The organism is Clostridium acetobutylicum ATCC 824, assembly GCF_000008765.1.
GTDB classification, from domain to species: Bacteria; Bacillota; Clostridia; order Clostridiales; family Clostridiaceae; genus Clostridium_S; species Clostridium_S acetobutylicum.
The window spans coordinates 1,550,111-1,563,319 of record NC_003030.1 but is presented as its reverse complement, the minus strand read 5'-3'; the positions used below and the strand labels follow the sequence as shown (position 1 = coordinate 1,563,319).

The 13,209-nt window shown below is 30.4% G+C and carries 12 protein-coding genes; all 12 read right to left on the bottom strand.

The window, feature by feature from the left end:
* Positions 1 to 3 precede the first annotated feature (3 nt).
* The 12 genes from CA_RS07450 to licT all read right to left on the bottom strand — a co-directional run bounded on the left by CA_RS07450 (position 4) and on the right by licT (position 13,010).
* Positions 4 to 543: a nitroreductase family protein gene (locus CA_RS07450; RefSeq protein ID WP_010964727.1), complete on the bottom strand. Its 540-nt coding sequence runs from the start codon at positions 541 to 543 to the stop codon at positions 4 to 6.
* A gap of 19 nt (positions 544 to 562) precedes the next feature.
* Positions 563 to 1,129 (bottom strand): hypothetical protein, encoded by a 567-nt coding sequence (locus CA_RS07445; protein WP_010964726.1) that lies wholly within the window; start codon positions 1,127 to 1,129, stop codon positions 563 to 565.
* 29 nt (positions 1,130 to 1,158) lie between these two features.
* A complete protein-coding gene (locus tag CA_RS07440) occupies positions 1,159 to 1,674 on the bottom strand; it encodes a GNAT family N-acetyltransferase (RefSeq protein ID WP_010964725.1) in 516 nt (171 codons plus the stop codon).
* 185 nt (positions 1,675 to 1,859) lie between these two features.
* On the bottom strand, positions 1,860 to 2,600 hold the full coding sequence (locus tag CA_RS07435) for a TerC family protein (RefSeq protein ID WP_010964724.1): 741 nt from the start codon (positions 2,598 to 2,600) through the stop codon (positions 1,860 to 1,862).
* A 114-nt stretch (positions 2,601 to 2,714) separates the two neighbouring features.
* The gene (locus CA_RS07430; protein ID WP_010964723.1) at positions 2,715 to 3,320 is read right to left on the bottom strand and encodes a TerD family protein; all 606 of its coding nucleotides are present in this window, start codon (positions 3,318 to 3,320) and stop codon (positions 2,715 to 2,717) included.
* A 24-nt stretch (positions 3,321 to 3,344) separates the two neighbouring features.
* Positions 3,345 to 3,983 carry a TerD family protein gene (locus CA_RS07425; RefSeq protein WP_010964722.1) on the bottom strand — a complete coding sequence of 213 codons (639 nt, stop codon included), beginning with the start codon at positions 3,981 to 3,983 and terminating at the stop codon, positions 3,345 to 3,347.
* A 70-nt stretch (positions 3,984 to 4,053) separates the two neighbouring features.
* The gene (locus tag CA_RS07420; RefSeq protein ID WP_010964721.1) at positions 4,054 to 4,629 is read right to left on the bottom strand and encodes a TerD family protein; all 576 of its coding nucleotides are present in this window, start codon (positions 4,627 to 4,629) and stop codon (positions 4,054 to 4,056) included.
* 93 nt (positions 4,630 to 4,722) lie between these two features.
* Positions 4,723 to 5,838: a toxic anion resistance protein gene (locus tag CA_RS07415; RefSeq protein ID WP_010964720.1), complete on the bottom strand. Its 1,116-nt coding sequence runs from the start codon at positions 5,836 to 5,838 to the stop codon at positions 4,723 to 4,725.
* A 16-nt stretch (positions 5,839 to 5,854) separates the two neighbouring features.
* Complete coding sequence (locus CA_RS07410) at positions 5,855 to 8,335, bottom strand: YceG family protein (protein ID WP_010964719.1); 2,481 nt, start codon at positions 8,333 to 8,335, stop codon at positions 5,855 to 5,857.
* A 295-nt stretch (positions 8,336 to 8,630) separates the two neighbouring features.
* Positions 8,631 to 10,064 (bottom strand): 6-phospho-beta-glucosidase, encoded by a 1,434-nt coding sequence (locus CA_RS07400; protein WP_010964717.1) that lies wholly within the window; start codon positions 10,062 to 10,064, stop codon positions 8,631 to 8,633.
* A 62-nt stretch (positions 10,065 to 10,126) separates the two neighbouring features.
* Positions 10,127 to 12,013: a beta-glucoside-specific PTS transporter subunit IIABC gene (locus CA_RS07395; RefSeq protein WP_010964716.1), complete on the bottom strand. Its 1,887-nt coding sequence runs from the start codon at positions 12,011 to 12,013 to the stop codon at positions 10,127 to 10,129.
* A gap of 163 nt (positions 12,014 to 12,176) precedes the next feature.
* Positions 12,177 to 13,010 (bottom strand): BglG family transcription antiterminator LicT, encoded by an 834-nt coding sequence (gene licT / locus CA_RS07390; RefSeq protein WP_010964715.1) that lies wholly within the window; start codon positions 13,008 to 13,010, stop codon positions 12,177 to 12,179.
* Positions 13,011 to 13,209 lie beyond the last annotated feature (199 nt).

Genomic DNA, 13,209 nt, shown 5'->3' with positions numbered 1-13,209 from the left:
TTATCACCATTTTTCCATATGAATTATATCCTTCAAGCTTTTTCTAGGACGCATATTAGGTTTTTCATCAGAATATCCTAAGGTTAATACGGATAACACATATTTATCCTCAGGTATATTGAGTACAGGCCTTATTTCTTCTTGTGTAAACCAAGCAACATAACAGGTATCAAGTCCAAGGTTTTTAGCTTGAAGCACCATATTTTCAGTCGCCATTGCTGTATCTCTTATGATTTGCTTTAGTTCAATTTCTGGACTATCTTCATTTAAGGATATCTCTAAATTTTCATCAAGTCTTGAGCGAATATCAGAAACGCATACTATAATAACTGGTGCTGTAAGCATCCACTTTTGTTTATGTGATGCTTCTATAATTTTTTTTCTGTTTTCCTCTTCTCTAACTATTATAAAATGCCAAGGTTGAGTGTTGCTTCCAGAAGGAGCTAATCTTCCACTTTCAATAATCTCCATTATCTTTTCTTCTTCTACTGGCTTATCTATGTATTTTCTTATACTTCTTCTTTCTTCTATCTCTTTAAGCATTACAAAATCTCCTCACAAATTAATTTTTTCTAATAAAGGTGCTCTTATCTTTTGCCTCAAATGCTTCCATTACTTTAAGGGGATTATCCTTTTCATAGCCTTCAAGTTTTGTAGTAGGCAAATCATTGGACTTAATCCAAAGCTTATCTAATTTTTCCTTAGGAAGATAATAGTGTCTTCCTTTTGAATCCATTACTCCAAAGGAATTTATATTCTCATAATCAATCCATTCCTTTTGTATATTAGTTTCAATCATTTCTCCTTCAGTTAACATCTTAGGAAGATCATCTGGCATAATTCTAATTTCATAAAGAACACCATTTTCAAATTCTATTTCCATAAAAGCACTTACTATTTCAAAGTTATTGTCTCCACTATTTTTAACCTTTATGTTTATTAATATTTCATACCTTCTGCCGTAATCATCAACAACTCTTGTTCCCTTTGTCTCTGCTTCTGAAAAAACTTCTTTATAAGAAATATCTGCAGAAACCGTTAACGCTACTTTATCCTTTCGCCTCACTATAAGTTTAACTCCCAATAAAACAATTAGAGCTGCACCTAAAATAATTAAAATATATAACATAATAAACCCCTTACCCTTTAATTTATTGTTTAGTCAATGCAAAGCCCCATGGAAAATGAATCGTAAAACTCACCATCAATTAAAAAGTCTCTTTTTATTGTTCCTTCATTAACAAAACCTAAGCTTTCATATAGTTTTATTGCCCTATAATTGTCAGTTCTAACTCTTAAATTTATTTTTCGAACTATATGATTTTTTTTACTCCAAGCTATTAGATTCATTATCAATTTTCTTCCAACTCCAAGTCCCCAATATTCCTTTAGCACGCTTACTCCAAACTCACCTGTATGTCTAACTCTAGAATTCTCACCTGTAGAAAAATTGAGATTACCAATTATTTTTCCTTCACTTTCAGCTACTATAAAAAGGGAAGTTTTATTCTTTATAGCATTTTCTATGAATTCCCTCTCCTCTAAAACACTTTTCTTTACTTCTCCCTTGCCAAAAGTCAAAAAATTCGATTCTTCAGCAATTTTTTTGAGATACTCTATCATACCTAAGTCATCTTCTTTTAATACTTCACGTACTATTATCTCTTTGTCCATATTATCCCCCCTTCCTCATATCCATAAATTACATATATATCTATATTAGATTATTTCCGAGACCGCGTCAATTATATTGTCTACATCATTTTGAAAAAGCAAAAAAACAGATTTTCTTTATTCTATAAAAAAACAGTTCAAAACCAATTTTAAATTAGCTTCAAACTGCGGAAAGTTCTCTTACTTTAATTCTGTTTTTGAGATTTAACACCTGCTTGTCGTATATAGTGAAATGCTATAGTTCCACCAAAAACAACAACTATTACTCCAAAGAAAATAGTATTAGGTATTTCAATATTTATTAAATTCAATAACATTTTTATACCTATAATTCCAATTAACACATATGCTGAACTTTCCATTTCAGGCACCTTTTCTATAAGAGCCACAAATATTTGTGCTACACCTCTCATTGCCAATATTCCAAAAACCGCTCCTAAGAACAAAACCCAAACCTTACTTGATACTCCAAAAGCTGCAGACACACTATCTATACTAAAGGCTATATCCATTAATTCTACTGTTGCTACAGTAGCCCAGAATCCTTTTTTTGAAACCTTCGATTCATCTACATCATCATCTTCTGCTTTTCCTGCAAAATGGCTATAAGTCATCTTTAATAGGTATAGAGCCGCAATTAACTTTACCCACCATATTTTTATTAAATATGTACCTACTCCAATAGCAATAAACCTAAATATATAAGCTCCCCATATTCCATAAAAGAGTGCTCTCTTCTGCTGTTTTTTTGGTAAATGCTTAACCATTATTGCTAATACCACCGCATTATCTGAGGATAATAAGCCCTCTAGTATAATCAAGCTAAATATCATCATCAAATTTGATGGGTCTGATAAAGTAGCAATTAGTACTTTAAGTGAAAAAAACTGAGCATAGTTATTTACCAGTCCATGTAAAAAATTCATAATAATCTTCTCCTTATGCGTGAGAATCTTTTTAACCTTTTCTAAAAGCTAATTTTAAGATACTCTCACTACAGTTAATTTACTATTAAAAATTATTTCCAACTTCAATAAAATTTATCTATATCTTCTAGAAATAAGATTCAAATTAGTATCATTTGTTCCTTCTCCTATGGCTGCGAACTTCCACTCACTTCCATTTCTGTATATTTCGCCTACAATTACTGTTGTCTTACCTGAATAGTCATCAGTTAAGTTATATCTTACGAGCTCTTCATTATTTGAGCTATTCACAACACGAATATACGCATTTTTAATCATTCCAAAATCTTGTCTTCTATTTATACAGTCATATATGTTAACAGCAAAAACTAATTTATGTATGTTACTAGGTACTTTATCTAAAGTTACATATATTACCTCATCATCACCATTGCCTTCACCTGTAAGGTTATCTCCTGTATGAATAACGCTTTCACATCTACTTCTTAGGTTTCCAAAGTATACCACATTGTTATTTTCTAATTTATAATCTTCATTTAGCATTAGTACAGATGCATCACAGTCTATTTCACTCTGTTTAACTCCAAAAATACTAGAGAGAAAACCTGATTTTCTAGATTTTGATATGGGATCCCACCCTAAACCTACAGTAAGTTTTGATAATGTTTGTCCACCTTTAGTCAAATTTATTCTTTGACCCTTTTGTAAATTAATAGCCATATTATCATCTTCCTTATCTCAATTTTACTTCTTTGCACTTTTCCATTTCAAGCCCCAATGATATTTTCTATCCATTGCCTCATGTCCTGGAAAATACTTAACAAGCTTTTCTACAGAAAAATTTTGATCATTCACATTTTGAATCATGGCTAAAGCACACATTCTCATGCCACTTTTATATTCATCCATATTTATAACAATATGCTCTTCATTTGGTCTTTTAATGGTAACTACACCATCAACTTCACTCCATTTTACTGCTCCTTCGTATATAAATGTATATACGAGTATTCTTTTTATATCTTTTAGATGACTTCCATTAATAACTAAATTTTCTCCATCTAGTGAATTACCATCTCTGTCATCGCCATCTAAAAATATATATGGATTTTCGTTGTAGCTTCCAAACTTATTTCCAAGTGCTTGTACTATTCCTTTTTTTCCATCCTTTAATTCATACAAACATCCTAAATCCAAGTCTATTACTTTTTCATCTACAACCTGTTCTTTATCTTTACCAAAAATTTTGGCGAAAAATCCTTTATTTTTATCCTTATCACTTTCTTTATTGCCTTGATTCCAGTTTAAATTTACATTGATTTTCCCTATAGATTCTTTTTTAGCTAAATTAACTTTTATGCCTTTTTCTAATATTATTGCCACAAGCTGCACCTACCTATATTTGTGTTATAGGAAAACAAAACAAATTTGTTTTCCTATAACAATAAAATTCCTAAGCATTAAGTCCATAATTTTTACATAAAGCTGCTAGTCCACCTTGGAAACCGCTTCCTATAGCATTAAACTTCCAGTCTCCATTATTTCTATATAATTCTGCTACTACAACTGCAGTTTCTATTGAAAAATCTTCTCCTAAATCATATCTTACTAATTCTTCATTATTATCTGAGTTAACTATTCTTACAAAAGCATTGGAAACTTGTCCAAAGTTTTGTTTTCTTACTTCCGGATCATAAATAGTTACTGAGAAAGCTATTTTCTGTATTTCTTCAGGCACTTTTTCAAGATCTATTACTACCTGCTCGTCATCTCCTTCTCCTCCACCAGTTAAATTATCTCCTAAATGCTCTATTGCACCTGAAGGATGTTTTAAGTTATTGTAGAATACAAAGTCTGTATCTTTATGTGCTTTTCCGTCTTCTCCACAACAAAATACTGAGGCATCTAAATCAAAATCATATCCACCATCATATTTATTTGTATCCCAGCCTAAACCTACTAATATCTTTTTTAAAATTCCTTCTTTTGATAAATTTATTTTTTGACCTTTTGTTAATATTATAGCCATAATTTTCCCTCCTAAAATAACGTTTATTATATATGATTAAACCGCCTTAAACACTAAACTACCACAATAGATATGCTTAGAATTTTAAGCGTTTTACTCCCTATTATCTGCAAAAATATTTCTTTTCTTGTAATCTTCCTTTAATGCCTCTAATCTTCTATTAGTATCAATTCTTTTCTGCTTAGCATCCTCTTGTATCCTCTTTGTTTCTTCTATTCCATTTACAATAGTTTGCCAAGTTTTTTCTAACGTCTCAATCTCAATAGAACTTCCAGAAGTGAGCTTTGCAATTTGTTTATTTTGCTCAGCTGTTGCATTTGCATTCCTAAGTAAAAGCTCATTTGTAGTTTCATCTAACGCTGAAAGTCCCTTCGCTTGTACTTTTTGCCTTTTAAGCATTATTGCCTTTACAAGACACTGCTTGAATATTGGAAGCGTTATTATAAACGCAGAATTTATCTTTCTTATAAGTCCAAAATTACTATACTGCATTGTTTTTATATCCGGCATTCCTTGAAGTGCAACATGCTCTGCTAGTTTTAGATCCTGTACCCTCTGCTCAAGCATTTCCACAACCTTATTCATATTTTCTAAATTCATCTTATCCATTTCATTGCCACTAGACGCTTTACTCTCTAAATCAGCAATTATATTTTGTTTTATATACTCTATAGCCAAAGTACCGGCGTATATATGCTTTTCTAATTGTTCATAGGCCTCAACATTTCCTACAAACATATCATCCAAATTTTTATTTACCTTCTCTATTTCTGCTTCATATTGTTTTATTGTTATAAAAATTTTATCTACTTCATCACCCATAGTATGGTACTTTCTAAATAAAGCCTCTAAGGAGTTTTTTGTTGATTTAAATAACTTGCTAAGGAAACCTTGTTTTTCATCTGCTTCAAGCTCCTTTATATCAAACTTATCCATTATTTTTTTCAACTGTTCAAGCATTTTTCCAGAGTCTTCTACTTTATTTATTTCCATTTGATGCAGCAGATTATCAGCAGTACTTGCCATTTGCTCAGTAGCTTCTTTTCCAAAGGTTAGTATTGAGCTTGGATTTGATATATCAATTCTCCTTACAATATTCTCTACTTCAGGTGAATTTTTTATTTTAGCTTGTATTTCCTTCTTTTTTGCATCTAAATCAAATTCAGTTTCAGCTTCTTTATTAAAATTAATTGTATTTCCAATATCCATATTTTTAATATCCTCCTTAGTTGTGCTTAAATATTTTGGAGAAAAGAAATTTAAGTTCTTTTTTCTCCTCTATTTCATTTATGTTCAAATCAAATTTGTAGCTTGGAAGCTCATGCTTGTCAAAAATACTATTTTCAACATGATTTTCAATATTGCTGTAGCCTGTAGGAGCTAATATAAGGATATCTAATCCAATTAAGTTTAAAAACAAAATAGTAATTATATCCTCTTCACTAAAATCATTTTTGTCATTTGTGTATATAATAACTTTAGGGATAGCATGTGGAAAATCAAATTTTTGTATTAAATCTAATATTTCTTCATTAAGATTTAAAAGTACAGCCACAATTCTCACAATAAATTTATTATCAATACTATTTAGTATGTAGCCACACTTTATTACTTCATTTATTTTCTTAATTATTAAGTTTTGAGTACTCTCCTTAAGATACGAGTATCTATAAAGCTTACTTTTAATTAAATCTTCTTTGCAAATAGCACCATCTTTATTAATAAGATACGCAAAAGAAAAAATTTGCTCTCGCGTAAAACTAATATTTAAAAAATTAGGTTTATCAATGAAGTAAGTATTTTTTGCTGATCTTAATTTACTAATATAGTTTCTGTATTCACATACATCCTCATGGGTACCATCTATTTTGGCAAAAATGTTTGGAATGTACACTGTATTATTAGATATTTTAAAACCAGTTCTTATCATAGCTTCTTCTTTCCAAAGAATCGCTATTTCTTCAAAGGTTGTCTTAAGAGTAACCGGGAGCGTATTGAAGTTTTCAAACTGCCAAGACTTATATATTCCTGAATCTGGAGTAAACAACAGCTTTTCCACTTCATTTGATGCATTATAAGCTACAGTAGCTTTTCTAACCAATTTCTCTTCTGTAGGAAAACTTTCACACTCAAAACTATAAGGATTTTTTTGAAGCTTCGTATATTTTTCTTCTTTATCTATACGTATAAACTCATCATCTTTGTCATAGTCGCTATTTATATAAATCACATCACACCCTATCATGGAAAAAAATATTAAAAGGTACACTTCTGTATATTTTATTTCTCCATAGTATAAAATTTTAGGGTTGTAATTAAAAAAGCCTTTTATAGGAGCGTTTTTGAATAATTCCTTTGAATATCTGTTTATCCAAACAATAAGTTTTACAATAAAATTTTTAACCTTTGTTGTGTTAGTATTTTCATTCTTTAAATACATACCCATAACTTTTTCAAATGCGTATTCTATTGAATTCGAAATACTTTTATTTAAAAGCTTTGGAAATAGCTTATTGTTTTTTATTTCTGTAAAAATTAACTTCTTATCCAAGGTAATTACATTATTAAATATATTACCAACCAAATTTACAAACTTGTTAACCTCATCACTTTTAGGAGGATCAATTTGACTAATAAATTTCACATAATTACATTTTCCAGCTTGAAGCTCTTTATCTAACAGATACAAACTGTTATTGTATTCTTCTTTATTTATTTCGCTCTTATTAGCACCTATGTATCTATAAAAAAATACAGGTATTTGGCAGTTATCACTATCTTTATGCCCACCTCTTTTTTCAACATTCAATTTAATATCTTCAAAAATATTCTCCGTTTTTCTTAGGCTGGTATATACTGCACATCCTGCATTTGATATATTTTCAATTTTAGATGATTTATCATTAAAATATTCTTTATTATTTTTAAAAGGATTCTCACTAATATCTTCTTTAATTTTCCCCTCTAAAATAACAGCATATTCTTTACTTCTATCTACTTTTGTCCACTCAGATTTCCCTGCTGTATCAAGTATTAACAAATCACATCCGAGCATGTTTAACAGTATTAAAAAATAGCTTTCATGTTTTTTTACTGAACCATAGTATATAATCTTAGGGTTAAAATCCTTTATTTCAAGCTTAAATAGCTGACAAATATATTTTTTTGCCCACGAAAGTATTTTTACTGAAAAGTTTTTAAGTTTAGTTATATTAACAGCTGGTTCCTCTTTAATATACTTATCTAAAATAAAATTAAACTTTTCTTTATATTCCTTGTTTATTTCGCTTATTGGAGTAATATTGAAAAACTCCTCTTCAATTATAAATTTTTTCAATTCGTTAGCTTGGTTATTATTTTGTAAACTTGATACTAAATTAGATATCTTCTTAGTAATTTCCTCATCTGCAAGCACCGGTATTGAATTACAATAATAAATATATAAATTATTCAAAACAAGAAGCTTACTATGAAGTTTTTGTATATCCTCTAAATACTTTTTCTTATCATCAAAGCCACTGTAGAAATAGCTTATTGTTTTATTAAAACTACCTGTATTTTGTAGTTTATCTCTTTCACTAATTTTAAGCGTAATATCTTGAAAAATATTTTCACTATTCTTAAAAAGGGTTTCTTTAACCTCTACATTATCTTTATTTATGGTAAAGTCACTTAACGAATATTTACCGCTGTATGAATTATCCATACTAGCTCACCTCCGCCATACATGCACCTATCTCCCTTAAATTCCAATTTACACTTCATAACAAATATGTTTTAACTTCATAAAATGTATATTATTCTATCTTTTTCTGTAAATAATTTTATTATATTAAATATAGCAAAAAACATCAATAGTTTTAAAATAAAAAAGCAGTTTAAGGTCATTTTTTATTTACCTCAAACTGCTTTTATTGTATTTTATGATTGTGTTTTTACAATTTTATCTAATTTTGTATTATTATCTCGAACAAATTTCTTCAACGCTTAATATTTAGACCTTACTCTATATCCATACCATTTGATTCTATTACCTTCTTATACCAATAAAAACTCTTTTTCTTAGAACGCTTTAATGTTCCATTCCCATCATTATCCTTATCAACATATATAAAGCCATATCTCTTTTTCATTTCTCCAGTTGAAGCACTTACTAAATCTATACATCCCCAAGGTGTGTATCCCATAAGTTCTACACCATCAACATTAACTGCATCTCTCATAGCCTTAATGTGCTCTCTTAAATACTCAATTCGATAGTCATCTTCTACATATCCATTTTCATCTGGAGTATCAACGGCTCCCAAACCATTTTCAACTATAAATAATGGTTTTTGATAACGATCGTATAAAGAATTTAATGTAATTCGAAGTCCAAGCGGATCTATTTGCCATCCCCATTCACTGGCTTTTAGATAAGGATTTTTCAAGGTAGCAAAGACATTTCCTTCAGTATTTCCATTTATATTAGGATTGGCACTAGTTAGGCGTGAAGAATAGTAACTAAATGATATAAAATCAACAGTATTATTCTTTAAAATTCCAGCATCTTCATCCTCTACTTGAAGCTCTATACCTTTCCTTTTAAGCATCTTTTTAGCATAGTTTGGATACTCTCCACGAGATTGTACATCAATAAAGAAATAGTTTTCTCTATCCTTTTCTATAGATCTCCACACATCTTCTGGTGCACATGTGTTTGCATAATTATTTCCAGCAGCTAGCATACACCCTATTTTAAAATTTGGATTTATTTCACGAGCTATTTTTGTTGCCTTTGCACTTGCAATAAGCTGATGATGTGCTGCTTGATATTTTATAGCTTCCTCATTTTCACCCTCTTCAAAAACTAAACCTGCACCTATAAAAGGTAAATGCAATAGCATATTTATTTCATTAAAGGTAAGCCAGTACTTAACCTTATTTTTATAACGACTAAATATAACCTTACACAGTTTTTCGTAATACTCTACCATTTTACTGCTTCTCCAGGAACCTACTGTTTTCACTAAATTCACCGGAACATCAAAATGAGTTATAGTAACTAATGGTTCTATTCCGTATTTTAAACATTCATCAAATACCGCATCGTAAAATTTCAATCCCTCCTCATTTGGTATTTCATCGTCCCCATTTGGAAATATTCGTGACCAAGCAAGAGATAATCTAAAACATTTAAAGCCCATTTCATGAAATAGAGCTATATCTTCTTTATATCTGTGATAAAAATCAATAGCCTCATGACTTGGATAATAATGTTCACTGTCACACTCAAGCATTTTCATTTTTCCTAAGCCTACGGGAAAACGGTCCTTTCCCTTTGGAATTACATCAACTGTAGATAACCCTTTATTATCCTCTAAATAAGCACCTTCACACTGATTAGCCGCCGTAGCGCCTCCCCATAAAAATTCTTTACTAAAACCTTTTGACATTAAACATCTCTCCTTATAAAACTTTGAGCACAAGTCAACCTTATGCTCAAAGTAAAAGTTATTTATAACATTACTGTTAATAACTGATCTTTTCTCTCAACCTTAATTTTATCTGTTTCAATAACATCCAGGTAGCTTTCAGAATTAGTTACTACAACTGGTGTAGTCAGAGTATACCCAGCTTTCTTTATTTTAGGTATATCAAATTCTAATATTGTATCACCAGCCTTAACGTGATCTCCTTGTTTTAATATAGTTTTAAAATATTTTCCCTCCAATTGAACTGTATCCATGCCCACATGAATTAATATCTCGGTTCCTTTATCACTTATAATTCCAACTGCATGACCTGTTGGAAATAGTGTTGCTAAAACACCATCTACTGGAGATACAAGCTTTCCTTCTTCTGGTTCAATTGCAATTCCTTTTCCAAGTGAGCCTGTTGAAAAAGCTTCATCTTTTACTTCTGATAATGTTTTAATTTTTCCTTTTAATGGACTTACTAAAGTTTCTTGCTTTACTAATTCATTCTTCTTTTTTGTTGTTTCTTGTTTAACTTCCTCATCCTTAAAGCCAGCAAAGAACATTATTAAGAATCCTACAACAAAACTTATTACAACAGACATAACCGCACCATAAAAACCTCTGTCCATTCCTTTTGCTCCGATATAGCTTGGTATTGCAAATATTCCAAGTCCCCCCATCATCCATAGTTTAGTTCCCATGAAGCCTGTTATACCTCCACCAATAGCTGCTCCTATACAACTTATGATAAATGGTTTTTTACGAGGAAGTGTAACACCATATATAGCTGGCTCTGTAACACCAAATATACCTGAAATAAATGCTGGAAGTGCAATTCCTTTTAATTTAACATTCTTTGTCTTAATTAATATTGCTAAAACTACGCCTGTTTGAGCAAATGAAGCTCCAAGAGTTCCTGCTAGTATTGGATCATAGTGAAGCACTGATAAATTGTTCATTGCTATAGGTACTAAACCCCAGTGAAGCCCAAATATAACGAATACCTGCCAGAAAGCTCCTATAAATAAACCTGCAAGAATTGGGCTTAAGTTATATATAGCTAGTGTTCCTGCTCCTAATAATTTACCTGCCCAAGTAGAGATTGGTCCAATAACTATTAGTGATAAAGGTACCATAACAAGTAAAGTACAGAATGGAACTAAAAAGGTTTTTACTACATCTGGTATTATCTTTGCAAATGCTTTTTCAACCTTAACGCCTACATAAGAAGCTAAAATTATCGGAATAACAGTTGATGAATAGCTCATTAGTATAACTGGAATTCCAAGGAAGGTAACGTAAACTGGTGATGCAAATATGGTTCCTTGAAACAATGTATATAATGGTTTTCCTGTCATCAAAGTAGATAATGTTGGGTAAACAAGTGATGCACCTATTGCCATACCAATAAAGTGATTACCTTTAAACTTCTTAGCTGCTGAATACCCTAAGAAGATAGGGAAGAAGTAGAATAAACAGTCGCCTACTGCATTTAAAATATTGTAGGTTCCGGAGGTTTTAGTTAACCATCCAAAAGCTATAAACATTGCATTAAAGCCTTTTATCATACCTGTTGCAGCAAGTACTCCTAGTGTTGGTGTAAATACACCTGAAATAGTGTCTATAAATGCGTTAAATAAGTTTGTTTTCTCTTTTGTTCCTTCTTCTGATGAAGATGAAAATCCACCAATTGCTACTACATCAGCATAAACGTCTGGAACATGATTACCAATAACTACTTGATATTGTCCTCCACTTTTGATAACGGTTACAACACCATCCATATTTTTAAGCACATCTGTGTTTGCTTTACTTTCGTCTTTTAGTTTAAAACGTAAACGGGTAATACAGTGTGTTAAACTGTTAACGTTTTCTTTTCCTCCGACATTTTCTATTATATCTTTGGCCAACTTTTCATATTTCATGATAATCTCTCCTTTTCTTTTGATTTATAAAATATAAGAATAATGTATAAGTTCATTAGTATAAATAATATAAAAAAAGCGAGACCCCATAGATAGCATAATTTTATTTTATACTGTCTATTTTGGTCTCGCCTGCATTACCAGTAACAATCCAAATTTTTATTTAATTTTTCTTTGAGACCCTTTGAATGTGAACTGTTAAATAAAGCTTTTCTTCATCTGACAATTCTTTTCCAAGATACTTTTGTACCTTAAGCATACATTGGTATGCATCTTTATATTTTTCTCTAACTTGCTTTAATAAAAAATCTTCCTCTGCTGTATCTACTGTTTCTGACTTATCAATTCTATGAAAGAAGAATCTTAAATGTGTGACAAACCTTTCATAACTTATCGACTTTTCGTCAAGTACTATATTATAAGTATACTTAACTATATTTAAAATATCCTGTATCATTTTTGCTTGCTTTGCAGCATCTTCAACATTATTTAAGGAATTGTTAATTTGTGCATTTATCAAATGTAGAGCTATATTAGCTGCCTCATCTTCTGGCAAGTCTTTTCCTAATTCATCCTTTATAAAGTCTATAGCTTTAAGTCCAACTTTAAATTCCTTAGGATAAAACTTTTTGATTTCCCAAATTAATGGATTGTGTATAATAATTCCTGATTCAATCATTTTAAAACAATTGCTAACATGATCAGTTAAAGTAACATATATATGGTCATTTAATTTTGCATCTAAAACATTTTTAGCATATTCAATAATGTCATAACATACCGAAACATACTCTGTGGGAACATCTTCCAGCAGCATTTTAAACTTTTCGGATGCATCCTTTCCTTTAAGAATAAAAGTTTTTTCTATTAGCCTCTCATCTACTTTTTCTCCTATATTTTTCTTAAATGCAATTCCACACCCCATGACAACAAATTCATGTTTATCTGAATTTTCAGCTATTATTGCATTGTTATTAAATATCTTTTTTATCGTCATCAGAATTACCCCATTTACAACATTGATCTAAAAATAAAAACCCCAACTAATGAAAATAATATAAATATTACTTTCAAAAGCTCGGGTCTCGCCTGATCGAATCAGTAACAATCCCAGATATTAATTTGTAATCGTTTAACCATGTCTTAATATTATACCCTTTTATATTAATTGTCAATAACTTTTTTAAAAAATATCG

What these genes read in the sequence shown, in the direction of transcription:
- CA_RS07450 (WP_010964727.1), bottom strand. Translation starts at nt 543, where the DNA reads ATGCTTAAAGAGATAGAAGAAAGAAGAAGTATAAGAAAATACATAGAT.
- CA_RS07445 (WP_010964726.1), bottom strand. Translation starts at nt 1,129, where the DNA reads ATGTTATATATTTTAATTATTTTAGGTGCAGCTCTAATTGTTTTATTG.
- CA_RS07440 (WP_010964725.1), bottom strand. Translation starts at nt 1,674, where the DNA reads ATGGACAAAGAGATAATAGTACGTGAAGTATTAAAAGAAGATGACTTA.
- CA_RS07435 (WP_010964724.1), bottom strand. Translation starts at nt 2,600, where the DNA reads ATGAATTTTTTACATGGACTGGTAAATAACTATGCTCAGTTTTTTTCA.
- CA_RS07430 (WP_010964723.1), bottom strand. Translation starts at nt 3,320, where the DNA reads ATGGCTATTAATTTACAAAAGGGTCAAAGAATAAATTTGACTAAAGGT.
- CA_RS07420 (WP_010964721.1), bottom strand. Translation starts at nt 4,629, where the DNA reads ATGGCTATAATATTAACAAAAGGTCAAAAAATAAATTTATCAAAAGAA.
- CA_RS07415 (WP_010964720.1), bottom strand. Translation starts at nt 5,838, where the DNA reads ATGGATATTGGAAATACAATTAATTTTAATAAAGAAGCTGAAACTGAA.
- CA_RS07410 (WP_010964719.1), bottom strand. Translation starts at nt 8,335, where the DNA reads ATGGATAATTCATACAGCGGTAAATATTCGTTAAGTGACTTTACCATA.
- CA_RS07400 (WP_010964717.1), bottom strand. Translation starts at nt 10,064, where the DNA reads ATGTCAAAAGGTTTTAGTAAAGAATTTTTATGGGGAGGCGCTACGGCG.
- CA_RS07395 (WP_010964716.1), bottom strand. Translation starts at nt 12,013, where the DNA reads ATGAAATATGAAAAGTTGGCCAAAGATATAATAGAAAATGTCGGAGGA.
- licT (WP_010964715.1), bottom strand. Translation starts at nt 13,010, where the DNA reads ATGACGATAAAAAAGATATTTAATAACAATGCAATAATAGCTGAAAAT.